This window comes from Streptomyces sp. NPDC015345, assembly GCF_043078805.1.
In the GTDB taxonomy this organism is placed as follows: Bacteria; Actinomycetota; Actinomycetes; order Streptomycetales; family Streptomycetaceae; genus Streptomyces.
Window position 1 is genome coordinate 282,318 of sequence record NZ_JBIBTX010000001.1, and the last position, 25,677, is coordinate 307,994.

A 25,677-nucleotide genomic window follows, 5' to 3' on the forward strand; every position below is an offset into this window, starting at 1 on the left:
TATCTTGGGCGGATGGACCGTGCCCGTCTGCTGCTGCTCCTCGCCGTCGCCCCGGTCGTCACCGTGGCCGCGTACGTCCTCGCTGACGGCCCGGGTGGTGACGCGGGCGGGGCCGGCCCCGGACGGCCGCAGAGCCCGCGGCCCTACGACGAGGACCACTCGGCGGCCGACGCGGAGACCGACCGGCAGCCGGCTCCCCGGCCGACGACGAGCCCCCGGCTCAGCCCTTGACCGCGCCCGCCGCCAGGCCCGAGCCCAGCTTCCGGTGCACGATCACGAAGAAGACCATCACCGGCACCGTGACCAGGGTGGAGCTGGCCATGACCGGACCCCAGGACGTCGAGTTCTCCCCGAAGAACTGGTAGATGCCGACGGCCGCCGTGTACTTGTCGCTGCCCTTCATGAAGGTGTACGCGAAGACGAACTCGTTCCACGCCGTGATGAAGGCGAAGATCGAGGTGGCGACGAGGCCCGGCGCGACCAGCGGCAGCAGCACCGACCAGAACATCCGCGGCCAGGACGCCCCGTCGATGTACGCGGCCTCCTCGACCTCCTTCGGGACGGTGGCGACGAAGCCGCGCAGCGTCCAGATCGCGAAGGGCAGCGAGAGGGCGATGTAGACGACGCTCAGGCCGAGCAGGGAGTTGAGCATGTCGTAGTCCCGCATCTGGATGAAGAGCGGGATGACCAGGGCCTCCAGCGGCACCATCTGCACGATCAGGATCATGATCAGTACGGAGGTGCGGAAGCGGAACTTGAAGCGTGCCACCGCGATGGCGGCGAAGAGGGAGAGCAGTCCGGCCGCGACGATCGTGGCGAGGCCGACGAGCGCCGAGTTCAGCAGGTACGTACCGAAGTTGCCCTTGTCGAAGACGAATTCGAAGTGTTCGAGACTGAGGCCGCTGGGCAGCACGTCCGAGCCGCGGGTGAGCGCCTTCGGGTCGAGGGCGGTGGAGATCATCCAGTAGACGGGGAAGAGGGTGAAGACGAGGAGCGCGGCGACGGCGACCGGCAGGCCGATGCGGCCCGCGAGCGTGGTGCGGGAGCGGGTGCGGGCGGTCACAGGTCCTCCTCCCCTTGCCGGAAGAGCGTACGGATGTAGACGACGGTGATGATCAGGAGCAGCACGGTGAGCAGCACCGCGGCCGCCGCGCCCGCGCCGTAGTCGTTCTTGGCGAAGGCCTCGATGTAGGAGTAGACGCCGAGGTTGTAGACCTCCGGGTTGGAGCCGTCGCCGCCCGGCATCAGATAGATCTGGGTGAAGACCTTGAAGTCCCAGATGGTGGAGAGGATGGTCACCACGAGGAAGACGGGCTTGATCGTCGGCACCGTGATGTTCCAGAACCGCTGCCAGGCGTTCGCGCCGTCCAGCTCTCCCGCCTCGTACAGCTCCTTGGGGATCGTCATGAGTCCCGCGAGGACGGTGATGGCGACGAACGGGAAGCCGTGGTGGATGACGTTGAGGGTGGCGATGGCGTAGAACGGGCCGCGTTCGGTGAACCAGTTGGTGGTCTCGGGGTCGATGAGGCCGATCGAGCCCGCGAGCTGGCTGACCATGCCGTCCTGCGGCTGGAAGAGCCAGATCCATACGTACGTTCCCGTCACCGCGGGCATGGCCCAGGCGGCGAGGATCGAGATCGAGCAGATCAGTCGCCAGGTCGGCCCGAGACGGTTGAGGAGCAGCGCCACGAGCGTGCCGAGGGCGACGGTCAGGCCGACGCAGGCGACGGCGAAGAAGACGGTGTTGGGCAGGACGGTCTGCCACAGCAGGTCACTGCCGAGCAGGTCACTGTAGTGGTCGAAGCCGGTGAACGTGCCGGTGCCGCCGCCGAACTTGACCTCGTAGTCCTGGAGGGAGAGCTTGCCGACCTGGATCAGCGGCCAGAGCAGGAGTCCCGCGAGGACGAGGAGGGAGGGGGTGAGGAGGAGCCAGGGGCGGGTGAGGGTGATCAGTTTCTTGCGGCGGCGGGCGGCCTCGGCGCCGCCGTCGGGCGAGGGGGGCTCGCGGCGGACCGGTGCCTCCGGTCCGCCGCCGCCGACGAGCGTGTCCTTCACGACAGTCGCGTCCTTCACAGTCGCGTCGCGTCCTTCACAGTCGTGCCTTTCACGGTGCCGAACTCGCCCTGGTCACTTGTCCTTGGCGAAGATCGCGTCCATGTCGTCGGCTGCCTTGTCCGCGGCTTCCTGGACGGACGCCTTGCCGGTGAGGATCGACTGGACCATGCGCGGGATGACCTTGGAGGCCTGGATCTCGCCGTACGCCTTGGTCTTGGGGACCGTGGCGCCGGCCTCCAGCATCTGCTTGGCGAACGGCTCGACCAGCGGGTCCTTCTTCGCCGCGATCTTCTCCAGCTCGGAGTTCTGGCCGGGGAAGTAGTTCGTCTGCTCGGCCCACTTGGCGGCGAACTCACCGGTGGTCAGCATCTTCACGAACTCCCAGGCGAGTTCCTTCTTGTCCGTGTCGAACGTGGACAGATAGGAGCCGCCGAGGAAGGACTTGCTCATGCCGCCGTTCTCGCCCGGGAGCGGCACGGCGCCGAGCTTGCCCTTGAGGGACGGGTTCTTGTCGACGATCGCCTTCGGGGTCCAGTTGCCGCCGATGGACATCCCGATCTCGCTCTTGTTCCAGGCCTCGCCGACCTCCTTCTCCGTCCAGGTGCTGACCTTGGCCGGGGAGACCTTGTCCTTGGTGGCGAGGTCCGTGTAGAACTCGATGCCCTTGACGGCCTCGGGCGAGTTGATGCCGGACTTCCACGAGCCGCCGGACTCGGTGGCCAGTTCGCCGCCGGCGCCCCAGACGAAGGGGGCGGCGAACATCTCCGCGCCGCCCGCCACCGGGAAGGCGACCAGGTTCGGTTCCTTCTCCTTGAGCGTCTTCGCGGCCGTCCGCAGCTCCTGCCACGTGGTCGGGGGCTTGATGTCGTGCTTGGCGAAGAGGTCCTTGCGGTAGACGAGCGAGCGGACGCCTGCGTACCAGGGCATGCCGTACTGCTTGCCGTCGAGCGTGCCCGCGTCCTTCAGGCCCTCGACCAGGTCGTCGCCGAGGCCCGACTTCTTCACCTCGTCGGTGACGTCGACGAGCGCGTCGGTCTCGGCGAACTGCGGCACCCAGGTCGTGCCGACCTCGGCCACGTCCGGCACCTGGTCGGGGCCGCCCTCGATGGCGGTGGTGAACTTCTTCTGGGCGGTGGCCCACTGCTGGTACTCGACCTTGATCTTGGCGCCGGTCTTCTTCTCGAAGGCCTCCCCGGCCTCCTTGAAGAAGGGCCGCGCGTCGGGGTTGGTCCCCTCCATGATCCATACGGTGAGGGTCTTGCCCTTGCCGTCGGTGGCCTTGCCGCCGTCGTCACCGTCGTCGCCGCCGCATGCCGTGGCGGTCAGTCCGAGACTCATGGCGACAGCAACAGCCGCGATGACCCGTCGCTTCATGCCGGCCCCCTCCAGGTTCCGATTGGTGGGAGCGATTGTGGTCACACCGGACCGAGGCGGTCTAGACCCATTGGTATAAGCGGCCGAACCGTAATGACGGTTGCGAGTGACGCAACATACGCTCATAGCATTGCGTCACTTGCAACGCAGGGGTATCGGGGAGAGGCGCCTCCGCACACGCCACGGCGCCCGCCCAGGTCCGGTCGGGGACGAGGCGGGCGCCGCTTCAGTTCCGTACGTCGTTGTACGGGACGTATGAGGGGTCGTACGGCAAGCGCCGTACGGAGGGGGCGGGGTCAGACCGTCAGGGCGCGGTCCGTCGGGCGGATCGGCGCCGGGAGGTCGCTCGCGCCGGTGAGGAAGCGGTCGACTCCGCGCGCCGCCGAGCGGCCCTCGGCGATCGCCCAGACGATGAGCGACTGGCCGCGGCCCGCGTCACCGGCGACGAAGACGCCGGGGACGTTGGTCTGGAAGTCGGCGTCGCGCGCGATGTTGCCTCGCTCGTCGAGCTCCAGGGCGAACTGGTCCACCAGGCCGTTCTCGCGGTCCGTGCCGGTGAAGCCCATCGCGAGGGTGACCAGCTGCGCGGGGATCTTGCGCTCGGTGCCCGGCTTCTGGGTCAGCTTGCCGTCGATGAACTCCACCTCGACGAGGTGCAGGAACTGGACGTTGCCGTCCTCGTCGCCCTCGAAGTGCGTGGTCGAGACGGAGTAGACCCGCTCGCCGCCCTCCTCGTGCGCGGAGGTCACCTTGTACAGCATCGGGAAGGTCGGCCACGGCTGGTGCGGCGCCCGGTCCTCGCCCGGCTTCGGCATGATCTCCAGCTGGGTGACCGAGGCCGCGCCCTGGCGGTGGGCGGTGCCCACGCAGTCCGCGCCGGTGTCGCCGCCGCCGATGACGACGACGTGCTTGCCCTCGGCGGTGATGGGGGGCGCCACGAAGTCGCCCTCCTGCACCTTGTTGGCGAGCGGCAGGTACTCCATGGCGAAGTGGATGCCGTTCAGGTCGCGACCCGGGACGGGCAGGTCGCGGGAGATGGTGGCACCGGCGGCGATGACGACGGCGTCGTACCGCTTGCGCAGCTTCATCGCGTCGATGTCCCGGCCGATCTCCACGCCGGTGCGGAACTTGGTGCCCTCCGCGCGCATCTGCTCGATGCGGCGGTTGATGTGCCGCTTCTCCATCTTGAACTCGGGGATGCCGTAGCGGAGCAGGCCGCCGATGCGGTCGGCGCGCTCGTAGACGGCGACGGTGTGACCGGCGCGGGTCAGCTGCTGGGCGGCGGCGAGGCCCGCCGGGCCCGAGCCGATGACCGCGACCGTCTTGCCGGACAGCCGCTCGGGCGCCTGGGGCGCCACGTCACCGGTCTCCCACGCCTTGTCGATGATGGAGACCTCGACGTTCTTGATGGTGACGGCCGGCTGGTTGATGCCGAGGACGCACGCCGACTCGCACGGGGCCGGGCACAGGCGGCCCGTGAACTCCGGGAAGTTGTTGGTGGCGTGCAGCCGCTCCTGCGCGGCCTGCCAGTCCTCGCGGTAGGCGTAGTCGTTCCACTCGGGGATGAGGTTTCCGAGCGGACAGCCGTTGTGGCAGAACGGGATGCCGCAGTCCATGCAGCGCGAGGCCTGCTTGGAGATGATCGGGAGGAGCGAACCGGGAACGTAGACCTCGTTCCAGTCGCGGACGCGCTCGCCGACCGGGCGGGTCTTGGCGACCTCGCGGCCGTGGTTCAAAAAGCCCTTGGGATCAGCCATTGGTCGCCGCCTCCATCATCTTCTCGGTGATCTCGGTCTCGGAGAGACCGGCTCGCTCGGCGGCGTCCTTGGCGGCGAGCACTGCCTTGTACGTGCTGGGGATGATCTTGCTGAAGCGCGCCACCGCCACGTCCCACTCGGCGAGCAGCTTCTCGGCGACGGTCGAGCCCGTCTCCTCCTGGTGGCGGCGCACCACGTCGTGCAGCCACTGCGTGTCGGAGTCGGACAGCTCCTCGACGGCGCCGAGGTTGCCCGCGTTCACGTTGTCGCGGTCCAGGTCGATGACGTACGCGATGCCGCCCGACATGCCGGCCGCGAAGTTGCGCCCGGTCTCGCCGAGGACGACGGCGTGGCCGCCGGTCATGTACTCGCAGCCGTGGTCGCCCACGCCCTCGGAGACCACGGTCGCGCCGGAGTTGCGGACGCAGAAGCGCTCGCCGGTGCGGCCGCGCAGGAACAGCTCGCCGCCGGTCGCGCCGTACGCGATCGTGTTGCCCGCGATGGTCGAGTACTCGGCGAGGTGGTCGGCGCCGCGGTCCGGGCGGACGATGATGCGGCCGCCGGACAGGCCCTTGCCCACGTAGTCGTTGGCGTCGCCTTCGAGGCGCAGGGTGACACCGCGCGGCACGAAGGCGCCGAACGACTGGCCCGCCGAACCGGTGAAGGTGATGTCGATGGTGTCGTCGGGCAGGCCCGCGCCGCCGAACTTCTTCGTCACCTCGTGGCCGAGCATGGTGCCGACCGTGCGGTTGATGTTGCGGATGGCGACCTGGGCGCGCACGGGCTGCGCGTCGGTCACGCTGGAGGCGGCGAGCGCGTCGGCGGAGAGCTTGATCAGCTCGTTGTCGAGCGCCTTCTCCAGGCCGTGGTCCTGGACGGTGACCTGGTGGCGCACGGCTCCGGCGGGCAGCGCGGGCACGTGGAAGAGCGGCTCCAGGTCCAGGCCCTGCGCCTTCCAGTGCTTGACGGCCTTCTCGGTGTCGAGGAGTTCGGCGTGGCCGACGGCTTCCTCGATGGAGCGGAAGCCCAGCTCGGCGAGGAGCTCGCGGACCTCCTCGGCGATGAACTCGAAGAAGTTCACGACGTACTCGGCCTTGCCGGAGAACCGCTCGCGCAGCGCCGGGTTCTGCGTGGCGATGCCCACGGGACAGGTGTCCAGGTGGCAGACGCGCATCATGACGCAGCCGGAGACGACGAGCGGCGCGGTCGCGAAACCGAACTCCTCGGCGCCGAGCAGCGCGGCGATGATGACGTCGCGGCCGGTCTTCAGCTGGCCGTCGGTCTGTACGACGATGCGGTCGCGCAGGCCGTTGAGCAGCAGCGTCTGCTGGGTCTCGGCGAGGCCCAGCTCCCAGGGGCCGCCCGCGTGCTTGAGCGAGGTCAGCGGCGAGGCGCCCGTGCCGCCGTCGTGGCCGGAGATGAGGACGACGTCCGCGTGGGCCTTGGAGACACCGGCGGCGACCGTGCCGACACCGACCTCGGAGACCAGCTTCACGTGGATGCGGGCCGCCGGGTTGGCGTTCTTGAGGTCGTGGATGAGCTGGGCGAGGTCCTCGATGGAGTAGATGTCGTGGTGCGGCGGCGGCGAGATGAGGCCGACGCCCGGCGTCGAGTGACGCGTCTTGGCGACCCACGGGTAGACCTTGTGGCCGGGCAGCTGGCCGCCCTCGCCGGGCTTGGCGCCCTGGGCCATCTTGATCTGGATGTCGTCGGCGTTGACCAGGTATTCGCTGGTCACACCGAAGCGGCCGGAGGCGACCTGCTTGATGGAGGAACGGCGCGCCGGGTCGTACAGGCGGTCCGCGTCCTCGCCGCCCTCACCGGTGTTGGACTTGCCGCCCAGCTGGTTCATGGCGATGGCGAGGGTCTCGTGCGCCTCCTTGGAGATGGAGCCGTACGACATGGCGCCGGTCGAGAACCGCTTGACGATCTCGGAGGCCGGCTCGACCTCGTCGATGGAGATCGAGGGCCGGTCGGACTTGAAGCCGAAGAGGCCGCGCAGGGTCATGAGCCGCTCGGACTGCTCGTTCACACGGCCCGTGTACTGCTTGAAGATGTCGTAGCGGCGGCTGCGCGTGGAGTGCTGGAGGCGGAAGACCGTCTCGGGGTCGAACAGGTGCGGCTCGCCCTCGCGGCGCCACTGGTACTCGCCCCCTATGTCGAGCGCGCGGTGCGCCGAGGGGACGCCGGAGGCCGGGTAGGCCTTGGCGTGGCGGGCGGCGACCTCCTGGGCGATGACGTCGAGACCGGCGCCGCCGATCTTCGTCGTCGTACCGCTGAAGTACCGCTCCACGAAGGCCTGGTCGAGACCGATGGCCTCGAAGACCTGGGCGCCGCGGTAGGAGGCGACGGTGGAGATGCCCATCTTGGACATGACCTTCAGGACGCCCTTGCCGAGGGCGTAGATGAGGTTGCGGATGGCCTGCTCGGGCTCGATGCCGGGCAGGAACGTCCCTGCGCGGACGAGGTCCTCGACGGACTCCATCGCGAGGTAGGGGTTGACGGCCGCGGCGCCGTAGCCGATGAGGAGGGCCACGTGGTGGACCTCGCGCACGTCGCCCGCCTCGACGAGCAGGCCCACCTGGGTGCGCTGCTTGGTGCGGATGAGGTGGTGGTGGACGGCCGAGGTGAGCAGCAGCGAGGGGATCGGCGCGTGCTCGGCGTCGGAGTGCCGGTCGGAGAGCACGATCAGGCGGGCGCCGGCCTCGATGGCGGCGTCGGCCTCGGCGCAGATCTCGTCGATGCGGGCGGCGAGCGCGTCGCCGCCACCGCCGACGCGGTAGAGGCCGGAGAGCGTCGCGGCCTTCATGCCGGGCATGTCGCCGTCGGCGTTGATGTGGATGAGCTTGGCCAGCTCGTCGTTGTCGATCACCGGGAAGGGCAGGGTGACGCTGCGACAGGAGGCGGCCGTCGGCTCAAGGAGGTTGCCCTGGGGGCCCAGGCTGCTGTGCAGCGAGGTGACGAGCTCCTCGCGGATGGCGTCCAGCGGCGGGTTGGTGACCTGCGCGAACAGCTGCGTGAAGTAGTCGAAGATGAGGCGCGGGCGCTCGGACAGGGCCGCGATCGGGGTGTCGGTGCCCATGGAGCCGAGCGGCTCGCCGCCGGTCTTGGCCATCGGCGCGAGGATGATCCGCAGCTCTTCCTCGGTGTAGCCGAAGGTCTGCTGGCGGCGCGTGACGGAGGCGTGCGTGTGCACGATGTGCTCGCGCTCGGGCAGGTCGGAGAGCTCGATCTCGCCGGTCTCCAGCCACTCCTGGTACGGCTTCTCGGCGGCGAGGGCGGCCTTGATCTCGTCGTCCTCGACGATGCGGTGCTCGGCGGTGTCGACGAGGAACATCCGGCCGGGCTGGAGGCGGCCCTTGCGGACGACCTTCGCGGGGTCGATGTCGAGGACGCCGACCTCGGAGCCGAGGACGACGAGGCCGTCGTCGGTGACCCAGTAGCGGCCGGGGCGCAGGCCGTTGCGGTCGAGGACCGCGCCGACCTGGGTGCCGTCGGTGAAGGTGACGCAGGCCGGGCCGTCCCAGGGCTCCATCTGCGTGGAGTGGTACTGGTAGAAGGCGCGCCGGGCCGGGTCCATGGAGGCGTGGTTCTCCCAGGCCTCCGGGATCATCATCAGCACGGAGTGCGGCAGCGAGCGGCCGCCGAGGTGCAGGAGTTCCAGGACCTCGTCGAAGGAGGCGGAGTCGGAGGCGTCCGGCGTGCAGATCGGGAAGATCCGGTCCAGCTTCTCGGCGCCGAAGAGGTCCGAGGCGAGCTGCGACTCACGGGCGCGCATCCAGTTGCGGTTGCCCTTGACGGTGTTGATCTCGCCGTTGTGCGCGACGAAGCGGTACGGGTGTGCGAGCGGCCAGCTCGGGAACGTGTTCGTCGAGAAGCGGGAGTGGACGAGCGCGATCGCCGTGGCGAAGCGGCGGTCGGACAGGTCGGGGAAGAACGGCTCCAGCTGGCCGGTGGTCAGCATGCCCTTGTAGACGATGGTGCGGGCGGAGAGCGAGGGGAAGTACGTCCCGGCCTCGCGCTCGGCGCGCTTGCGCAGCATGAACGCCTTGCGGTCCAGCTCCAGGCCGGTGCTCTCGCCGTCGGCGACGAAGACCTGCCGGAACACCGGCATCGTCGAGCGGGCGGTGGCACCCAGCAGCTCGGGGGCGACGGGCACGTCGCGCCAGCCGAGGACGGTCAGGCCCTCCTCGGAGGCGATCGTCTCGATCTGTGAGACGGCGGCGTCGGTGGTGCCGGCGGTGTCGACCGGCAGGAAGGCGATGCCGACGGCGTAGCCGCCGGCCGCGGGCAGTTCGAATCCGGCCACCTCGCGCAGGAAGGCGTCGGGCACCTGGAGCAGGATTCCGGCGCCGTCACCGGAGTCGGGCTCGGAGCCGGTGGCGCCGCGGTGTTCGAGGTTGCGCAGTACCGTCAGCGCCTGTTCCACCAGGTCATGGCTGGCAACACCGGTGAGGGTGGCCACGAATCCGACACCGCAGGCGTCGTGTTCGTTACGGGGGTCGTACATCCCCTGGGGGGCGGGGCGACCGTCCATGGGCGACCAGGCGTGGGTACGCATCGGCACTCCCGTCGTCGTCGAGGCAACTACATGTGGCAAGGGACGACGTTGGCCCTGGCGAAATTTCGTGCAGGTTACATGATGGAACGCTTCTCGAAAAGCGGATAGCTCATTCCATCATGTGGACACCGCTCAAAGAGGTGGGGAGCGGTTCACGGGGGACCTTTACGGACAGATCCATGGCCGAAGGCCCAGAGCGCCGCGAGCCTCATTGCCCGCAGCGCTTACGGCTCATGCCCTGTGGCAATCGATCCGAAACCGTCGAGTAACGGCTATTTATGCAAGGTCCCGCATAGGCCTGCACGGCCTTATCCTACGGCGGTACCGAACAGACCGCCCAGGGCGTACGTCACACCGGCCGCCGCCCCGCCGAGCGCGAGCTGCCGCAGACCGCTGAACCACCAGGACCGCGCGGTCACCTTGGCGACCACCGCGCCGCAGGCGAAGAGCCCGATGAGCGCGAGCAGCACGGCGGGCCACAGCACGGTGGCGCCGAGCAGATACGGCAGTACGGGCAGCAGGGCGCCCAGCGCGAACGCGCCGAAGGAGGAGACCGCGGCGACGGTCGGCGACGGCAGGTCGCCCGGGTCGATGCCGAGTTCCTCACGGGCGTGGATCTCCAGGGCCTGCTCGGGGTCCCTGGAGAGCTGACGGGCGACCTCGCGGGCCAGCTCCGGCTCGACCCCGCGCGAGGCGTACAGCGCGGCGAGCTCGCGCTCCTCGTCCATGGGGTGCTTGCGCAACTCCCGGCGCTCGACGTCCAGTTCGGCCTGGACGAGCTCGCGCTGCGAGGCGACGGAGGTGTACTCACCGGCCGCCATGGAGAAGGCGCCCGCGGCGAGCCCCGCGAGGCCGGTGATGACAATGGTCTGCTGCGCGACCGAGCCGCCCGCGACACCCGTCATCAGCGCCAGGTTGGACACGAGCCCATCCATCGCGCCGAACACGGCCGGACGCAGCCAGCCGCCGTTGACGTCCCGGTGGGTGTGGTTGTCGCGGTGCGCCTCGTGCAGTGCCGCTTCGGTCTCGATGATCGCCATGGTATGGACCCCCTCAATGCTTGGACAATGTCCAAAGTACGCGCGAAAAAAATCTCTCGCCAGCAAGGAAGGCCGTACTTACCTGCGCAAACGCGCCTCGGCGGGGGTCTCGCGAGGCCCTTCGCACCCCGTCGGAGTGGAAGCGCGAAGGGGTGATCTGAGCCCCGGCATGCTCGTGTGAGCACCCCGCGTGGCAGGGATGCACCAAGCACCGCGTCCAGCGGTCCGCGCAACAGGGAGGCACGGCATGGCATCCATCGCATGCGTTCCCTCGGTCCCGACGCCCGGCGACGCCGCCGGCCTCCGCGAACGGGCGCGCGGCGCGCTGCTCGGCCTGGCGGTCGGCGACGCGCTCGGCGCGCCCGCGGAGAACATGAAACCGTCCGAGATCCGGGCCCGTTGGGGCCGCATCACCGGGTACGTCGCCGAACACCCGGCCGGCACGGACGACACGGAGTACGCCATCTTCTCGGGGTTGCTCCTCGCCCGGCACGGCTCGGCCCTGACCGTCGCGCACGTCGAGTCCGCCTGGCACCAGTGGATCGCCGACCTGGACGAGGGCCCCTTCCGGGGCGCGGGCTTCAGCGAGCGCGGCACGCTGGAGAACCTGCGGCGCGGCCTCGCCGCCCCCATCTCGGCGCAGCACCGGCACGCATGGAGCGACGGCCTCGCGATGCGGGCCGCGCCGTTCGGCGTCTTCGCCGCGGGGCGCCCCGACGAGGCGGCCCGCCTCATCGCGATCGACGGCTCGGTCAGCCATGACGGCGAGGGCATCTACGGCGGCCAGGCGGTCGCGGCGGGTGTCGCGGCGGCGATGGCGGGCGCGCGGGTGGATGCCGTCGTGACGGCGGCTCTCTCCGTCATCCCGGACGACTGCTGGACGTCACGGTCGCTGCGGCGGGCGGTCATCGCCGCCCATCGCGGCGAACGCGCGGTCCGCTCCGCGGTGGTCATCGGCGGCTACCCCTGGACCGACCTCGCCCCGGAGGCGGTGGGCCTCGCCTTCGGGGCGTACGCGGCGGCACGCGGCGACTTCCGCTGCGCGGTGCTCTCGGCGGTGAACATGGGCCGTGACGCGGATACGACCGCGGCGGTCGCGGGCGCGCTCGCCGGGGCGACGTGCGGCGTCTCTTCGATCCCCGAGCCCTGGGCCCTGGCCATCGGGCCCGCGCGGGGCAGCTGCCTGCCCTCGATGCGGGGGCATCACGTACTGGACGTGGCGGAGCTGCTGATCCCTGACGGGGAGGGGTCGTGAGCGCCGACGGGCCCAGCGCTGTCGCCGCTGTGCCGACCATGCCGGTGACCGGCCGAACGGACGTACACGAAGGCCCGGCTCAAGCCGCACGCGACGAAAGCCCGGCCCAAGCCGCACGTAACGAAAGCCCGGCCCAAGCCGCACACAACAGAAGCCCGGCTCAAGCACCCCGCATCGAGGGATTGCTGTTGGGCCTGGCCGCGGGCGACGCCGCCGGGTGGCCCGCCGCCCGGCACCGGGCCGCCCGCATGCCCGAGTGGACCCGCCGCCTCACCCGCGAGCTGGACACCTTCGCCGAGCAGAACGCCACGACCACCCTGCCCGTCCCCATCGCCCTGAACCAGCCCCCCGAACCCCTGCGGCTCGGCCCCTCGGACGACGCCGAATGGGCGGCGTTCACCGCGGAGTCGCTGCTCCGCGCCGCCGACGGAACCCTGGACCCCGGGCTGCCCCCGGACCGCAGGGTACGGGCGGCGCTGGACCTCGCCTGGTCGACGCTCGCCGCCGAAGTGGCGGAGGCGGCGGCCCGCGCCCCCGAGGTGGAGTCCGCCGTGCTCCCCCTGCGCGCCCGGATCTCCGTCCGCGCGGGCCTCGGAAACCTCGCCGCGGGGCTGCGTCCACCCGCCACCGGCCACGACAACCCGCACTTCTTCGACGATGCCGCCTGCGTACGCGCCTGCGTGCTCGCCCTGGTCCACCCCGGCGACCCCGAACGGGCCGCCGCCCTCGCGGAGTTCGACGCCCGCTACACCCAGGACGGTGACGGCACGCACGGCGCCCGCGCGATGGCCTCGGCGATCGCGGCCGCCCTCGGCGGCGCGGACGTGGAGCAGGCGGTGGACGCCGCGCTCGCCCAGCTCCCCGAGCACACCGAGATCGGCCGCAACGCCCGGCACGCAGTGAAGCTCGCCCGCGACGCCGGGTGCGCCTTCGATCTCGTACCGCTCCTTGAACACCAGATCGTCGACCACGTGTACAGCTACGGCATCGCCGCCGCCGAGACCGTCCCGGTGGCCCTCGCCCTGGCCACCGCCGCACGCGGCCGCATCTGCGAGGCCGTGCCCGCCGCCGCGTGCCTTTCCCGGGTCGCGGACTCGGCGCCCGCCCTCGCCGGGGCGCTGACCGGCACGTACGGCACGGCGGCGGCGATTCCCGAGGCATGGCGCGAGACCTGCCGGACGCTCTCCGGCTGCACGCTGCCCCGCCTCGCCGGCACCGACCTGGTGGAACTCGCCGGGCACCTGGCACATACGGGCCTGGCCATTCCAGCCGAACAAGGCAGAGGCGATGGACAATTCCGGCATGAAGCCCACAAGCCTCACAGGCCGAACAAGTCCCACGAACAGGCCCACAAGTAGTACGGCCGGTCTGGCGGACCGCATCACCGGCAGCCTCGTCGGAGCGGCCGTCGGCGACGCCCTCGGCGGCCCCGTCGAGGGGTACGCGCCCGAGCAGATCGCCGAGCGGCACGGCGGCCGTGTCCAGGGCATCGTCGGCCCCTGGAACGGCGACGCGTGGCGCACCGCCCGCCCCATCGCGCCGTACCACAAGGGCGACGGCCACGTCACCGACGACACCTTGCTGACCCACGCGCTCGTACGGGTCTACGGCACCGTCCGCGACCACCTCGACGCGTACGCCATCGCCGACCACCTCGTGCCGGACCTCATGACGACGCCGCGCTGGATCCCGGAGCTGGCGGCCGAGACCCTCCCCCTGCACCGGCTCTTCCTCGCCGAGAAGTGGCTCGTCGCCCGCCTCCACTACGGCCACGTCGACCCGCGCGAGGCGGGCAGCGGCAACATCGTCAACTGCGGCGCCGCGATGTACATGGCGCCGGTCGGCCTGGTCAACGCCGCGAACCCGGAGGGCGCGTACGCCGAGGCCCTCGACATCGCGGGCGCCCACCAGTCCTCGTACGGCCGCGAGGCGGCGGGCGTCTTCGCGGCGGCGGTGGCGGCCGCCTGCACGCCCGGCGCCACGCCGGACTCGGTGGTCGAGGCGAGCCTCGCCCTGGCGAAGGACGGCACGCGGGCGGCGATCGAGGCGGTGGCGGAAGTCGCCGCGCGGCACCGGGACTTCGAGACGGCCCTGGCCCCCGTCCGCGCCGCCGTCGCCCCCTTCGACACGGTCGGCCCCGACTACCGCGCCCCGTCCCTGGGCGCCCGCCGCCCCTCGCGCCTGCACGCCATCGAGGAGCTGCCCGTGGCCCTGGCCATGCTCCTGGTCGGTGAGGGCGACTACCGCCGCACGGTCCTCGGCGCCGTCAACTACGGCCGCGACTGCGACTCCATCGCGACGATGAGCGGCGCGATCGTCGGCGCCCTGCACGGCGAGGCGGCGATCCCGCGCGACTGGGCGAAGACGGTGGCGGAAGCGAGCCGCCTCGACCTGCACGCCCCCGCGAGGTCCCTGACGGAGGTCACGCGGGAGATCTTCGCCAGGGACGTCGCGCGCCGCCGCGCCCACGAAGCCGCCTTCCACGCCCTGACGGCCACCCCGTGATCCGCCTCACCTGGGTCCAGCCGGAGGACCTCATCGGCCACGAGCTCCGGCAGGCCGAGCACGAGGGCCGTGACGTCTCCTCCGTCCGCGCCCGCTGGCTCGCGGCGGGCGGCCACCCGGCACCCCCGCGCGCGGGCGCCTCCCCCACCCCCGTCCCGCCCGGCCTCCGCGCCCTCGCCGAACAGCTCCTGGACGAGCTGGGGCCCGCCACCCCCGCGCAGCCGCCGCCCGCACCCCGCGGCCCCGCGCCGACCGCCCCCGCCGACCTCCGCGACCGCCTGCACGCCGCCTGGCTCGGCAGGGCCGCGGGCTGCCTCCTCGGCAAACCGGTGGAGAAGCTGCCCCTCGACGGCATCCGCGGCATCGCCAGGGCGACCGGCAACTGGCCGCTGACCACCTGGTTCACGGAGCGAGGACTCCCGCCCGCGCTCAAGGCGGCGTACCCGTGGAACAGGCGCTCGGCGGCGACCTCCCTCGCCGAGAACATCGACGGCATGCCCGAGGACGACGACCTCAACTACCCGCTGCTCGGCCTCGTCCTCCTCCAGCGCCACGGCACGTCCTTCACCACCGAGGACGTGGCGCGGCTCTGGCTGGACGAGCTGCCGGCCGGGCGCACCTTCACCGCCGAGCGCGTCGCCTACCGCAACCTCCTCCACGGCATCGAACCCCCGCACACCGCCGGCCACCGCAACCCCTTCCGCGAGTGGATCGGCGCGCTCATCCGGGCCGATGTGCACGGCTGGACCAACCCCGGCGCGCCCGCGGCGGCCGCCGCGCAGGCCTACCGCGACGCGGCGCTGACCCACACCGGGAACGGCGTCCACGGAGCGGTGTTCGCGGCGGCCACCATCGCCGCGGCCGCCGCCGGGAACGCGGACGTCCACCAGTGTCTGCGCACGGGCCTCGCGGCCGTCCCGCCGGACTCCCGGCTGGCCCGCGCCGTCCGCGAGGCCATCCGACTCGCGCTCACGACAAGGCGGTTCGACGACGTGGTGGACCGGCTCCACGCCGTTCACGCCGCCTGCCACTGGGTCCACGTCGTCCCGAACGCCGCCCTGATCGCCGCCGCCCTCACCCACGCCGACGGCGACTTCACCGGCTCCATCACCCGCGCCGTCTCCGGTGGCTGGGACACCGACTCCAACGGCGCGACCGCCGGGTCGATCGCGGGCCTGCTGGCCGGGCACCCGGCCGCGCTGCCCGCCTGCTGGACCGCGCCGCTCAAGAACCGGCTCGCCACGTCCGTGGCCGGCTTCGACGGCATCGGCTTCGACACCCTCGCAGAACTCACCGCCCGGGAGGCACACCGCTCATGACGCCGACACCCCACATCGCCGTCCTCGGCAGCGCCAACATGGACCTCGTCGCGTACGTCGCCAAGGCCCCGCGGCGCGGCGAGACCGTGACGGGCCGCGAGTTCCGTACGGTCCCCGGCGGCAAAGGCGCCAACCAGGCCGTCGCCGCGGCCCGCGCCGGCGCCACCGTCTCGATGATCGGCGCGATCGGCGCCGACACCTTCGGCGCGCAGTTGCGCTCCTCGCTCGAACACTCCGGGGTCGACACGGACCTGCTGCGCAGCGTCGAGACACCGACCGGCACCGCGCACATCGTCGTCGACGACGAGGGCGGCAACGCGATCGTCGTCGTCCCCGGCGCCAACGGCACCGTCAAGGGCCTCACCCCCGGCGACGAGGCCCTGATCGCCTCCGCCGACACCCTGCTCCTGCAACTGGAGATCCCGCTCAAGGGCGTCCTCACCGCCGCGCGGGCCGCCCGCCGCCACGGGGTGCGCACGGTCCTCACCCCGGCCCCCGCCCAGCCGCTCCCCGACGAACTCCTCGCCGCCACCGACCTGTTGCTGCCCAACGAACACGAGGCCGCCGCGCTCACCGGCATCGCGGACGACCCGCGGGCCGCCGCCCGCTCGCTCCTGGCCCAGGTCCCCGAGGTCGTCATCACCCTCGGCGCCGAGGGCAGCCTGTACGCGGCGCGCGGCGCCGAACCGGTGACGGTGCCCGCGCCACGGGTCACGGCGGTCGACACGACCGGCGCGGGCGACACCTTCGCCGGGGCCCTCGCCGTGGCGCTCGCCGAGGGCAGGCCCGTGCCGGAGGCCCTCCACTGGGCGTCGTCGGCGGCCGCGCTCTCCGTGCAGCGCCCGGGGGCCTCCGCCTCCATGCCCTGCCGCAAGGAAATCGACGCCCAGGCGAACGGCACCCCCTCATGACACACGCGAAGCCGCCCACGACCCCGCCCCTCACCGGCCTCCGCGTCCTCGACCTGGCCACCCTCTTCGCCGGCCCCCTCGCCGCCACGATGCTCGGCGACTTCGGCGCGGAGGTCATCAAGGTCGAGCACCCGAGCCGCCCCGACCCATCCCGCGGCCACGGCCCGTCGAAGGACGGCGTCGGCCTGTGGTGGAAGCTGCTCGGCCGCAACAAGCGCACGATGACGCTGGACCTCTCCACGCCCGGCGGCCGCGAGACCCTGCTGCGCCTCGGCGCCACCGCCGACGTGATCGTGGAGAACTTCCGCCCCGGCACCCTGGAGAAGTGGGACCTCGGCTGGCAGGAGCTGAGCGAGGCCAACCCCCGCCTGGTTTTGACCCGCGTCACGGGCTTCGGCCAGTTCGGCCCGTACGCGCGCCGCCCCGGCTTCGGCACGCTCGCCGAGGCGATGAGCGGTTTCGCCGCGGTCACCGGCGAGCCCGGCGGGCCCCCGACGCTGCCGCCCTTCGGCCTGGCCGACTCGATCGCGGGCCTGGCGACGGCGTACGCGGTGCTGACCGCCCTCGCGGCACGTGAGCGCACGGGACGCGGGCAGGTGGTGGACATGGCGATCATCGAACCGATCCTCACGGTCCTCGGCCCCCAGCCGCTCTGGTACGACCAGCTGGGCTTCGTCCAGCCCCGGGCCGGCAACCGCTCCACGAACAACGCGCCCCGCAACACCTACCGCACCGCCGACGGCCGCTGGGTCGCCGTCTCCACCTCGGCGCAGTCCATCGCGGAGCGCGTGCTGCGCCTGGTCGGCCGCCCGGAGCTGATCGCCGAGCCGTGGTTCGCCTCGGGCACGGAGCGGGCCGCCCACGCCGACGTCCTCGACGAGGCGGTCGGCGGCTGGATCGCCCGTCACACCCGCGCCGAGGTGATCGAGGCCTTCGAGAAGGCGGAGGCGGCGATCGCCCCCATCCAGGACGTACGCGACGTCATGACGGACCCGCAGTACGCCGCCCTGGACACGCTCACCACGGTCGAGGACCCGGAACTCGGCCCGCTCCGCATGCAGAACGTGCTCTTCCGCCTCTCCGAGACCCCCGGCGCGATCAGCTGGGCGGGCCGCCCGCACGGCGCCGACACGGACGCGGTCCTGGCCGAACTCGGCCTGACGGAACGGGAGATCACGACGCTGCGCAAGGAGGGCGCCCTATGACCGCCGCCCACCCCCTGACCTGGCTCTACGCCCCAGGGGACCGGCCCGAGGTGGTGGCCAGGGCCCTGCGCGCGGGCGCCGACGTGGTGATCGTCGACCTGGAGGACGCGGTCGCCCCCGGCCGCAAGGAGTACGCGCGGTCCGCCACGGCGGAACTCCTCTCGGATCCCCATCCGCCGCCCGTCCCCGTCCACGTCCGCGTGAACGCGCTGGGCACCCCCCTCGCCGACGCCGACCTCCGCGCGATCGCCCCGCTCCCCGGCGTCGCGGGGCTGCGCCTGCCCAAGGTCACCTCCCGCGCCGACGTCATCCGCGTCGCGGAACGCGCGGTCCCCGCCGACGGCGGCTCCCCCAGCCTGCACGCCCTCGTGGAGTCCGCGCTCGGCGTGGAGCACGCCTTCGCCATCGCCACCGCGCACCCGGCGCTGCACGGCCTCTCCCTCGGCGAGGCGGACCTCCGCGCGGACCTCGGCGTACGGGAGGACGCGGGCCTGGACTGGGCGCGCTCCCGCGTGGTGGTGGCGGCCCGCGCCGCGGGCCTCGCCCCGCCCGGCCAGTCCGTCCACCCGGACATCCGCGACCTCGAAGGCCTGGCGGCGTCCTGCGCCCGGGGCCGCGCCCTCGGCTTCCTCGGCCGCGCGGCGATCCACCCCCGCCAGCTCCCGGTGATCGAACGGGCCTATCTCCCCACCGCCGAGGAGATCGAACAAGCGGAGGAGATCACCAAGGCGGCGACGACGGACGAGGGGGCCCTCGCCCTGCCGGACGGCCGCTTCGTCGACCGGGCGGTGGTGGAGGGCGCGCGACGGATCCTGTCCCTGGCGCGACGCCCGCGCTAGTCGACGTACGCCCGGAAGCGCCCAGAAGGCCTTGGCCTCAGCTCTTCTCGGCGGACCCGGACCCGGACCCGGACTCGGCCTTGGACGCGGGGGCCTTCTCCCCCTTGGTGAGCTGCACGGAACCGCCGTCACCGTCCCCGTCGCCCCCGCCGGAGGCCACCGCGCCGGAGTCATCGGGTTCCACGATCTCCTCGCGCCCGGGACGCTTCTTCGCCGACACCACGAGGTAGACGACGGCCAGCACGAAGACCACGATCGCGGTCCATACGTTGAGGCGCAGGCCGAGCAGGTGGTGCGCGTCGTCGACCCGCATGTACTCGATCCAGCCGCGCCCCGCGCAGTACGAGGCGACGTACAGCGCGAACGCCCGGCCGTGCCCGAGCTTGAAGCGGCGGTCGGCCCAGATGACGAGGAGGGCGACGCCGACGCACCACAGGGACTCGTACAGGAAGGTGGGGTGGTACGTGCCGGGGACCCGGCCGTCCTCCGCCGAGGTGATCTTCAGCGCCCACGGCACGTCGGTGGGCCTGCCGTACAGCTCCTGGTTGAACCAGTTGCCCCAGCGGCCGATGGCCTGGGCGAGGGCGATGCCGGGGGCCAGCGCGTCGGCCCAGGCCGGCAGCGGGATGCCCCGGCGGCGGCAGCCGATCCACGCGCCGACCGCGCCGAGCGCGATCGCGCCCCAGATGCCGAGGCCGCCTTCCCAGATCTTGAAGGCGTCGACCCAGTCACGGCCCTCGCTGAAGTACAGCTGGTAGTCCGTGATCACGTGGTAGAGACGCCCGCCGACGAGGCCGAACGGCACGGCCCACACGGCGATGTCGGCCACGGTGCCGGAGCGGCCCCCGCGGGCGATCCACCGTTTGTTGCCGAGCCAGACGGCCACGAAGACGCCGATGATGATGCAGAACGCGTAGCCGCGCAGCGGAATGGGTCCGAGTTCGACCACTCCGCGGGACGGGCTGGGAATGAAGGCAAGGTCCATGGCACGTCCGACGCTACCGTGCCGGGCGGCGGGGGCGGCAACCAGCCCGGCTACGGGTCCATAACGGGCGCCTGCGCCTCAGCCCTTGTTGGCGTCCCGCACCATCTGCCGCAGCTTCTGCTGGGTGAGCGGGTTCTTCTGGTCGCCGAAGATGCTCTTGCCGTTGAGCAGCACGGTCGGGGTGCCCTGGAGCTTCGCGTCCTCGAAGGCCTTGTTCGACCGGACGACCCAACTGTCGTGCCTGCCGTCCTCGACGCACTTCTTGAAGGAGTCCGTGACGAGACCGTCGACCTGACCGGCGAGGTCGATCAGTTTCTCGTTCTTGCCGAAGGCGTCGTCGGTCTCGGCGGGCTGGTTCTTGAAGAGCACGTCGTGGTACGCCGGGAACTTGCCGGCGTCCTGGGCGCACGCCGCGGCGTTGGCCGCGCGCAGGGAGCCGCTGCCGCCCATGTTCCCGTCGATGAGCGTGGCCAGGTGGTACTCCACCTTCAGCTCGCCCTTGTCGGCGAGGTCGTGGATCGTGGAACGGAAGGCGTCCTCGAAGCCCTTGCAGGCCGGGCAGCGGAAGTCCTCCCAGATGATGAGGGTCGACTTGGCGTCCGCCTTGCCGAGCGGGAGCGTCAGCTCGTCCTCACCGGTCGCCCCCTTGGGGACGACCACGGGCCCCGATGTGTCCTTCTCGTCGTCGCCGGCATTGGCGGCGAGCAGCCCCACGACGGCGGCGAGGCCGAGGACGCCGACCACCGCGGCGCCCACGATCAGCGCCCGGCGCCGCTTGTCGCGGGCCTTCTGTCGCTCTCGCTCTTCCGTCAGCCGCTCACGGGCCGATCGCTTTGCCTCACGGTTCTTCTCACTCACACCCCGCCAACGAACCGGGGAGGCACCAGCGTGCCTCCCCGGTCCAGGACCACCCGTACGAGTTACGCCTTGCCGCGGACGCCGTCCGCGAGCTCGGCCGCCAGCGCGCGCACGGCGGCGAGCCCGGCGGCCTCGTCCTCGGCGTCGAGCATCCGCTGCACGAAGGCGGAGCCGACGATCACTCCGTCGGCGAAGCCCGCGACCTCGGCGGCCTGGCGGGCGTTGGAGACGCCGAGGCCCACGCAGACCGGCAGGTCGGTGGTGGCCTTGGTGCGCCGCACCAGGTCCTGGGCCTGCTCGCCGACGGACTCGCGGGTGCCCGTGACGCCCATCAGCGACGCCGCGTACACGAACCCGGAGCCCGCCGCCGTGATCGTGGCGAGCCGCTCGTCCTTGCTGCTCGGCGCGACGACGAAGACCGTCGCCAGGTCGTGCTTCTCGGCGTGCTCCCGCCAAAGGCCGGACTCCTGGACTGGCAGGTCGGGCAGGATGCAGCCCGCGCCGCCGGCCTCGGCGAGCTCGGCGGTGAAGCGCTCCACGCCGTAGCGGTCGATGGGGTTCCAGTACGTCATGACGAGCACCGGCTTGCCGGTCGCCTCGTGGGCCTCGCGGACGGTGCGCATGACGTCGCGGATCTTGAGGCCGCCACGCAGGGCGATGTCGTCGGCGGTCTGGATGACCGGCCCGTCGAGCACCGGGTCGCTGTGCGGCAGGCCGACCTCGACGACGTCCGCGCCGCCGTCGAAGACCGCCTTGACGGCCGCGATGCCGCCGTCGACGGTGGGGAAACCGGCGGGCAGGTACGCGATGAGCGCGGAGCGCCCCTCGGACTTGGCGACGGCCAGGGTGTCGCCCAACAGTCGGATGTTGCCGCTCACTTGGCGTCCCCCTTGATCTCCGCACCGGTGGCGGACGCGTCCGCCTCGACGGTGGCGTCCGTGTCGTACAGGCCGAAGTAGCGCGCGGCCGTGTCCATGTCCTTGTCGCCGCGCCCGGAGAGGTTGACGACGATCAGGCCGTCCTTGCCGAGTTCCTTGCCGACCTCAAGGGCCCCGGCGAGTGCGTGGGCGCTCTCGATGGCCGGGATGATTCCCTCGGTCCTTGAGAGGAGCCGCAGGGCCTGCATCGCCGCGTCGTCGGTGACCGCGCGGTACTCGCCGCGGCCGCTGTCCTTGAGGTAGGCGTGCTCGGGGCCGATGCCGGGGTAGTCCAGGCCCGCCGAGATCGAGTAGGGCTCGGTGATCTGGCCCTCCTCGTCCTGGAGGACGTAGGAGCGGGAGCCGTGCAGGATGCCCGGCTCGCCCGCGGTCAGTGTGGCCGCGTGCTCGCCGGTCTCGACGCCGTGCCCGGCGGGCTCGCAGCCGATGAGGCGTACGTCCCGGTCGGGGATGAAGGCGTGGAAGAGGCCGATGGCGTTGGAGCCGCCGCCCACGCAGGCGACGGCGGCGTCGGGCAGCCGGCCGGCGCGCTCCAGGAGCTGGCGGCGGGCCTCGACGCCGATGACGCGGTGGAAGTCGCGGACCATGGCGGGGAAGGGGTGCGGTCCGGCGACGGTCCCGAAGAGGTAGTGGGTCCGGTCCACGTTGGCGACCCAGTCGCGGAACGCCTCGTTGATGGCGTCCTTGAGGGTGCGGCTGCCGGACTTCACGGCGATGACCTCGGCGCCGAGCATGCGCATGCGGGCCACGTTCAGGGCCTGGCGCTGGGTGTCGATCTCGCCCATGTAGATGGTGCATTCGAGGCCGAAGAGCGCGCAGGCGGTGGCCGTGGCGACGCCGTGCTGGCCGGCGCCGGTCTCGGCGATGACCCGGGTCTTGCCCATGCGCTTGGTGAGCAGGGCCTGGCCGAGCACATTGTTGATCTTGTGCGAGCCGGTGTGGTTGAGGTCCTCGCGCTTGAGGAAGACGCGGGCGCCGCCGGCGTGCTCCGCGAAGCGGGGCACTTCGGTGAGGCTGCTCGGACGGCCGGTGTAGTTGACCAGGAGGTCGTCGAGCTCGCGGGCGAACTCCGGGTCGCTCTTGGCCTTGTCGTACTCGACGGCGACCTCGTCCACGGCGGCGACCAGGGCCTCCGGGATGAACTTGCCGCCGAACGCGCCGAAGTAGCCTTCGGTGCTGGGGACTTGACCCTCGGGGTCGGGGATGAAGAACTGGCTGGGCATGGCTGAACCTCGCTCTGGCTGGCGTGGGCGTGTGGCATGAGTACGCCTCTGCGCCGTGGCCGACCGGGTTCTCGCGCGACTGCGGCCCGTCCTGGGCCGGTCGCGCCCACGCGGCGGAGCCGCAAATGGATACAGACCCGCGCCCCTTTCAGGGGCGTTTCAGCTCGCGGCGGCGGTCGAGGCGCCGCGTCGCCATCGCATCCCGGGGATCTGGCCCGGCTCCGAGCCGATGTGGTACCGCACCCGCCTGCCCCGCACCCGCCGCGCGGGCGCCCGGCAGCCGCGGGGGCGGCAGCCGGGTGCGAGGCGGGCGGAGATCGGCATCGGGAGGGGTCAGCTCCGTCCGTGTCGCAGCGCCGGGTGCGCGCCCGCGGCGACCAGGTCGGAGACCGCGGCCTTGGGGTCGCGGCCGGTCACCAGGGACTCGCCCACGAGGACCGCGTCGGCGCCCGCGTTGGCGTACGCGATCAGGTCGTGCGGGCCGCGGACACCGGACTCGGCGATCTTGACGACGCTGTCCGGCAGCTCGGGGGCGATCCGCTCGAACACGGTGCGGTCGACCTTGAGGGTCTTCAGGTCGCGGGCGTTGACACCGACGACCCGGGCGCCCGCGTCGACGGCGCGCTCGGCTTCTTCCTCGTCGTGCACCTCGACGATCGGCGTGAGGCCGATCGACTCGGCGCGCTCGATGAGGGACTCCAGGGCGGGCTGGTCCAGGGCGGCCACGATCAGCAGCGCGAGGTCGGCGCCGTACGCACGGGCCTCCCACAGCTGGTACGAGGTGACGATGAAGTCCTTGCGCAGCACCGGGATGTCGACCTTGGCGCGGACGGCCTCCAGGTCGGCGAGCGAACCGCCGAAGCGGCGCTCCTCGGTGAGCACGGAGATGACGGCGGCGCCGCCCGCCTCGTAGTCGGCGGCGAGGCCGGCCGGGTCGGCGATCGCGGCGAGAGCGCCCTTGGAGGGGCTGGAGCGCTTGACCTCGCAGATGACCTTGACGCCGTCGCCGCGCAGGGCCGCCGCACCGTCCTTGGCCGGAGAGGCCTTGGCCGCGCGTTCCTTGAGCTCGTCGAGGCTGACGCGCGCCTGCCGCTCCGCGAGGTCGGCACGGACTCCGTCGATGATCTCGTCGAGCACACTCACGCGAGCGGTCCCCTTCCCTGACGGTTGAAGCTGACGTTCAAGCTGGTCACTGCGATGGTATCCGCAGGAGGGCGAAGCCTCCGCATCCGGTTGACGCCCATCCCACGACCTGGACACGCGTCACCCCTGCGGCCTGCGCGTTCATGGATGCAGCCATGACCCGAACGGCAGATTGCGTACGAGGGTGAAGACGGCCACCAGGACACCGGCTCCCCACAGCTGTGCCGGGCGCAAGTCGATCCTCGGGGGCCGCCCGCGCGCCGCGCGGACCACCCAGACGGCCCACAGCACCGCGAAGAGGCCGTAGCCGGCGACGGCGAGCGCGTTGGCGCCGAGGGCCGCGGTGAAATCGCCGTGGACGAAGGCGTGGGCGCTGCGCAGCCCGCCGCAGCCGGGGCAGTAGATCCCGGTGAGGCGCAGGAGCGGGCAGGCGGGGTAGTGGCCGGGCTCGTTCGGGTCGACGGCGCCGACGTACGCGAAGGCGCCGGCGACGGCGGCGAGGACACCGGCCGGCACGAGCAGGCGGGCCAGGAGCGCGGGCGCGCCCCTGCGGGCGGCCTCGGCGCTCTCGGTTTCGGCTCTCACGCGTGCATTGTGCCCCGCCCGTGGGCCCGCCGCCCGGTGGCCGGACAGCGGAAGAGGCGGCCCCGGCACCTGCCGGGACCGCCTCTCTCCGTAGGGCGAAGGTCAGCTCTGGGACCGCACGACCTGGCGCTGCTGCTGGTTCTTGTCCGCGCCGAGGCCCATGGCGCGCATGACGAGGCCCACGAGGCCGCCTACCACGGTGAGGGCCATGCCCGCCCAGAACCCGGGCACGTTGGCCATCACCATGAAGGCACCGGCGACGCAGAAACCGATGAAGGCGATGATGACACCGGTCCAGGCGGCCGGGGTGTGTCCGTGGCTGCTGCCCGCCATGACTTGCTCCTCGTTGCTGTATGCGTGGTGATGGGCGTAAGACCCACCGCGAGTCGGACGCTCGCTGTCATTGTCCCGTACCGGCGCGTATGGCCTGAGCGCGGGGTCATGCTTCGCGCGTCGGGTCCTCGCCCCGGTCCAGGGCCTTCCACAGTTCCTCGGGCCGCTCGGGGTCCGGGGCGCGGCGTGCCTTGCGGGGGCGCGGCGAGCCGTCGCGTTCGTAGCGTCCCGACATGGCGGGCCATGAGCGACCGTACGTGAGGGCGAGCAGGCCCGCGAGCAGGAGGAGGACGCCGGCGGCGGCCGCGGCGTAGGGCCAGCCGGTGTGGCTCAGGCCGCCGATGGTGGCGGCGGCGTCGCCGGAGGCGGTGGCGGCCTTCTCGTCGAGGGCGGCGCTGTCGCCCGCGCCGATCAGGGCGGCGGCCACGGTGCCCGCGCCGCTCAGTGTGAGCAGCAGGGAGACCAGGACGCGTCCGGTGCGGCGGACCGCGAAGATCGCGACGAGGGCGGCGAGGCCCACTATCGCGAGGGCCGCGGGCACGCCCGTGACGTCGCCGCCGCTCGCGGTCAGGGGCAGGTCGCCGCCCGCCACCGACGCCGTGCCGCGGGCCCAGGTCTGGCGGGAGGCGAGCAGCGCGAGGGCCGCGCCGACGGCGCCGAGCAGCAGGGCGGCGGCGATGCTGCGCCTGCTGCCGCGCTGTTCCTTGGTCTCGGCGGGCCCGGCGGCCTCCGCGGCCTTGGCGGGGTCGGGCTGGGCGTCGGTACGGGGCGGTGGTACAGCGGAAGTCACC

23 protein-coding genes are annotated in these 25,677 nt (G+C 72.0%); 8 read left to right on the forward strand and 15 right to left on the reverse strand.

What is annotated here, in order from left to right; genetic code table 11:
- Nucleotides 1–12: 12 nt before the first annotated feature.
- Nucleotides 13–231, forward strand: coding sequence for a hypothetical protein (locus tag ACF062_RS01350; protein ID WP_392134196.1), 219 nt, complete (start codon nucleotides 13–15; stop codon nucleotides 229–231).
- Here ACF062_RS01350 and ACF062_RS01355 read toward each other — a convergent pair.
- The 6 genes from ACF062_RS01355 to ACF062_RS01380 all read right to left on the reverse strand — a co-directional run bounded on the left by ACF062_RS01355 (nucleotide 221) and on the right by ACF062_RS01380 (nucleotide 10,787).
- Entirely contained in the window at nucleotides 221–1,063 is an 843-nt protein-coding gene (locus ACF062_RS01355) for a carbohydrate ABC transporter permease (protein WP_392134198.1), read from the reverse strand. The genes ACF062_RS01350 and ACF062_RS01355 overlap by 11 nt on opposite strands.
- Nucleotides 1,060–2,073 carry a carbohydrate ABC transporter permease gene (locus ACF062_RS01360; RefSeq protein ID WP_392134201.1) on the reverse strand — a complete coding sequence of 338 codons (1,014 nt, stop codon included), beginning with the start codon at nucleotides 2,071–2,073 and terminating at the stop codon, nucleotides 1,060–1,062. Before ACF062_RS01360 ends, ACF062_RS01355 begins: the two co-directional genes overlap by 4 nt.
- Before the next feature lie 54 nt (nucleotides 2,074–2,127).
- Nucleotides 2,128–3,429 carry a sugar ABC transporter substrate-binding protein gene (locus ACF062_RS01365; protein WP_392134203.1) on the reverse strand — a complete coding sequence of 434 codons (1,302 nt, stop codon included), beginning with the start codon at nucleotides 3,427–3,429 and terminating at the stop codon, nucleotides 2,128–2,130.
- Between the two features lie 296 nt (nucleotides 3,430–3,725).
- Nucleotides 3,726–5,186, reverse strand: a complete 1,461-nt coding sequence (locus ACF062_RS01370) for a glutamate synthase subunit beta (RefSeq protein ID WP_223774078.1) — start codon at nucleotides 5,184–5,186, stop codon at nucleotides 3,726–3,728.
- On the reverse strand, nucleotides 5,179–9,747 hold the full coding sequence (gltB, locus tag ACF062_RS01375; protein WP_392134207.1) for a glutamate synthase large subunit: 4,569 nt from the start codon (nucleotides 9,745–9,747) through the stop codon (nucleotides 5,179–5,181). Before gltB ends, ACF062_RS01370 begins: the two co-directional genes overlap by 8 nt.
- A gap of 308 nt (nucleotides 9,748–10,055) precedes the next feature.
- Entirely contained in the window at nucleotides 10,056–10,787 is a 732-nt protein-coding gene (locus ACF062_RS01380; protein ID WP_392134210.1) for a VIT1/CCC1 transporter family protein, read from the reverse strand.
- A 247-nt stretch (nucleotides 10,788–11,034) separates the two neighbouring features.
- Here ACF062_RS01380 and ACF062_RS01385 point away from each other — a divergent pair, with 247 nt between their 5' ends.
- From ACF062_RS01385 to ACF062_RS01415, 7 genes are read left to right on the forward strand one after another with little or no spacing between them, the layout of a single operon-like run.
- Nucleotides 11,035–12,042 carry an ADP-ribosylglycohydrolase family protein gene (locus tag ACF062_RS01385; protein WP_392134213.1) on the forward strand — a complete coding sequence of 336 codons (1,008 nt, stop codon included), beginning with the start codon at nucleotides 11,035–11,037 and terminating at the stop codon, nucleotides 12,040–12,042.
- Between the two features lie 38 nt (nucleotides 12,043–12,080).
- Complete coding sequence (locus ACF062_RS01390; RefSeq protein WP_392136406.1) at nucleotides 12,081–13,400, forward strand: ADP-ribosylglycohydrolase family protein; 1,320 nt, start codon at nucleotides 12,081–12,083, stop codon at nucleotides 13,398–13,400.
- A complete protein-coding gene (locus ACF062_RS01395) occupies nucleotides 13,345–14,547 on the forward strand; it encodes an ADP-ribosylglycohydrolase family protein (RefSeq protein WP_392134215.1) in 1,203 nt (400 codons plus the stop codon). Before ACF062_RS01390 ends, ACF062_RS01395 begins: the two co-directional genes overlap by 56 nt.
- The gene (locus ACF062_RS01400; RefSeq protein WP_392134218.1) at nucleotides 14,544–15,866 is read left to right on the forward strand and encodes an ADP-ribosylglycohydrolase family protein; all 1,323 of its coding nucleotides are present in this window, start codon (nucleotides 14,544–14,546) and stop codon (nucleotides 15,864–15,866) included. Before ACF062_RS01395 ends, ACF062_RS01400 begins: the two co-directional genes overlap by 4 nt.
- Complete coding sequence (gene rbsK / locus ACF062_RS01405) at nucleotides 15,863–16,777, forward strand: ribokinase (RefSeq protein WP_392134221.1); 915 nt, start codon at nucleotides 15,863–15,865, stop codon at nucleotides 16,775–16,777. The genes ACF062_RS01400 and rbsK overlap by 4 nt, the downstream gene beginning before the upstream one ends.
- Nucleotides 16,774–17,982 (forward strand): CaiB/BaiF CoA transferase family protein, encoded by a 1,209-nt coding sequence (locus tag ACF062_RS01410; protein WP_392134224.1) that lies wholly within the window; start codon nucleotides 16,774–16,776, stop codon nucleotides 17,980–17,982. The genes rbsK and ACF062_RS01410 overlap by 4 nt, the downstream gene beginning before the upstream one ends.
- On the forward strand, nucleotides 17,979–18,821 hold the full coding sequence (locus ACF062_RS01415) for an HpcH/HpaI aldolase/citrate lyase family protein (RefSeq protein ID WP_392134227.1): 843 nt from the start codon (nucleotides 17,979–17,981) through the stop codon (nucleotides 18,819–18,821). Before ACF062_RS01410 ends, ACF062_RS01415 begins: the two co-directional genes overlap by 4 nt.
- 37 nt (nucleotides 18,822–18,858) lie before the next feature.
- On the opposite strand, the gene lgt is transcribed toward ACF062_RS01415, so the two are convergent.
- The 9 genes from lgt to ACF062_RS01460 all read right to left on the reverse strand — a co-directional run bounded on the left by lgt (nucleotide 18,859) and on the right by ACF062_RS01460 (nucleotide 25,676).
- A complete protein-coding gene (lgt, locus tag ACF062_RS01420) occupies nucleotides 18,859–19,806 on the reverse strand; it encodes a prolipoprotein diacylglyceryl transferase (protein ID WP_392134229.1) in 948 nt (315 codons plus the stop codon).
- A gap of 78 nt (nucleotides 19,807–19,884) precedes the next feature.
- Nucleotides 19,885–20,664, reverse strand: a complete 780-nt coding sequence (locus tag ACF062_RS01425; protein WP_392134232.1) for a DsbA family protein — start codon at nucleotides 20,662–20,664, stop codon at nucleotides 19,885–19,887.
- A gap of 62 nt (nucleotides 20,665–20,726) precedes the next feature.
- Nucleotides 20,727–21,542, reverse strand: coding sequence for a tryptophan synthase subunit alpha (gene trpA, locus ACF062_RS01430; RefSeq protein ID WP_392134235.1), 816 nt, complete (start codon nucleotides 21,540–21,542; stop codon nucleotides 20,727–20,729).
- Nucleotides 21,539–22,825, reverse strand: a complete 1,287-nt coding sequence (trpB, locus tag ACF062_RS01435; RefSeq protein ID WP_392134238.1) for a tryptophan synthase subunit beta — start codon at nucleotides 22,823–22,825, stop codon at nucleotides 21,539–21,541. Before trpB ends, trpA begins: the two co-directional genes overlap by 4 nt.
- A gap of 159 nt (nucleotides 22,826–22,984) precedes the next feature.
- Nucleotides 22,985–23,149: a tryptophan biosynthesis modulator TrpM gene (trpM, locus tag ACF062_RS01440; RefSeq protein WP_392134241.1), complete on the reverse strand. Its 165-nt coding sequence runs from the start codon at nucleotides 23,147–23,149 to the stop codon at nucleotides 22,985–22,987.
- Nucleotides 23,150–23,158: 9 nt separating this feature from the next.
- Nucleotides 23,159–23,968, reverse strand: coding sequence for an indole-3-glycerol phosphate synthase TrpC (trpC, locus tag ACF062_RS01445; protein WP_392134244.1), 810 nt, complete (start codon nucleotides 23,966–23,968; stop codon nucleotides 23,159–23,161).
- Nucleotides 23,969–24,109: 141 nt separating this feature from the next.
- Nucleotides 24,110–24,553, reverse strand: coding sequence for a DUF2752 domain-containing protein (locus ACF062_RS01450; RefSeq protein ID WP_392134247.1), 444 nt, complete (start codon nucleotides 24,551–24,553; stop codon nucleotides 24,110–24,112).
- 102 nt (nucleotides 24,554–24,655) lie between these two features.
- Nucleotides 24,656–24,886, reverse strand: a complete 231-nt coding sequence (locus ACF062_RS01455) for an HGxxPAAW family protein (RefSeq protein ID WP_392134250.1) — start codon at nucleotides 24,884–24,886, stop codon at nucleotides 24,656–24,658.
- Nucleotides 24,887–24,992: 106 nt separating this feature from the next.
- Nucleotides 24,993–25,676: a TIGR02234 family membrane protein gene (locus ACF062_RS01460; protein WP_392134253.1), complete on the reverse strand. Its 684-nt coding sequence runs from the start codon at nucleotides 25,674–25,676 to the stop codon at nucleotides 24,993–24,995.
- Between the last annotated feature and the right edge of the window lies 1 nt (nucleotide 25,677).

Bases quoted from the DNA above. Each gene is read 5' to 3' on its own strand.
- ACF062_RS01350 (WP_392134196.1), top strand. From the start codon at position 13: ATGGACCGTGCCCGTCTGCTGCTGCTCCTCGCCGTCGCCCCGGTCGTC.
- ACF062_RS01365 (WP_392134203.1), bottom strand. From the start codon at position 3,429: ATGAAGCGACGGGTCATCGCGGCTGTTGCTGTCGCCATGAGTCTCGGA.
- ACF062_RS01370 (WP_223774078.1), bottom strand. From the start codon at position 5,186: ATGGCTGATCCCAAGGGCTTTTTGAACCACGGCCGCGAGGTCGCCAAG.
- gltB (WP_392134207.1), bottom strand. From the start codon at position 9,747: ATGCGTACCCACGCCTGGTCGCCCATGGACGGTCGCCCCGCCCCCCAG.
- ACF062_RS01380 (WP_392134210.1), bottom strand. From the start codon at position 10,787: ATGGCGATCATCGAGACCGAAGCGGCACTGCACGAGGCGCACCGCGAC.
- ACF062_RS01385 (WP_392134213.1), top strand. From the start codon at position 11,035: ATGGCATCCATCGCATGCGTTCCCTCGGTCCCGACGCCCGGCGACGCC.
- ACF062_RS01390 (WP_392136406.1), top strand. From the start codon at position 12,081: ATGCCGGTGACCGGCCGAACGGACGTACACGAAGGCCCGGCTCAAGCC.
- ACF062_RS01395 (WP_392134215.1), top strand. From the start codon at position 13,345: ATGAAGCCCACAAGCCTCACAGGCCGAACAAGTCCCACGAACAGGCCC.
- rbsK (WP_392134221.1), top strand. From the start codon at position 15,863: ATGACGCCGACACCCCACATCGCCGTCCTCGGCAGCGCCAACATGGAC.
- ACF062_RS01410 (WP_392134224.1), top strand. From the start codon at position 16,774: ATGACACACGCGAAGCCGCCCACGACCCCGCCCCTCACCGGCCTCCGC.
- ACF062_RS01415 (WP_392134227.1), top strand. From the start codon at position 17,979: ATGACCGCCGCCCACCCCCTGACCTGGCTCTACGCCCCAGGGGACCGG.
- lgt (WP_392134229.1), bottom strand. From the start codon at position 19,806: ATGGACCTTGCCTTCATTCCCAGCCCGTCCCGCGGAGTGGTCGAACTC.
- trpB (WP_392134238.1), bottom strand. From the start codon at position 22,825: ATGCCCAGCCAGTTCTTCATCCCCGACCCCGAGGGTCAAGTCCCCAGC.
- trpM (WP_392134241.1), bottom strand. From the start codon at position 23,149: ATGCCGATCTCCGCCCGCCTCGCACCCGGCTGCCGCCCCCGCGGCTGC.
- ACF062_RS01455 (WP_392134250.1), bottom strand. From the start codon at position 24,886: ATGGCGGGCAGCAGCCACGGACACACCCCGGCCGCCTGGACCGGTGTC.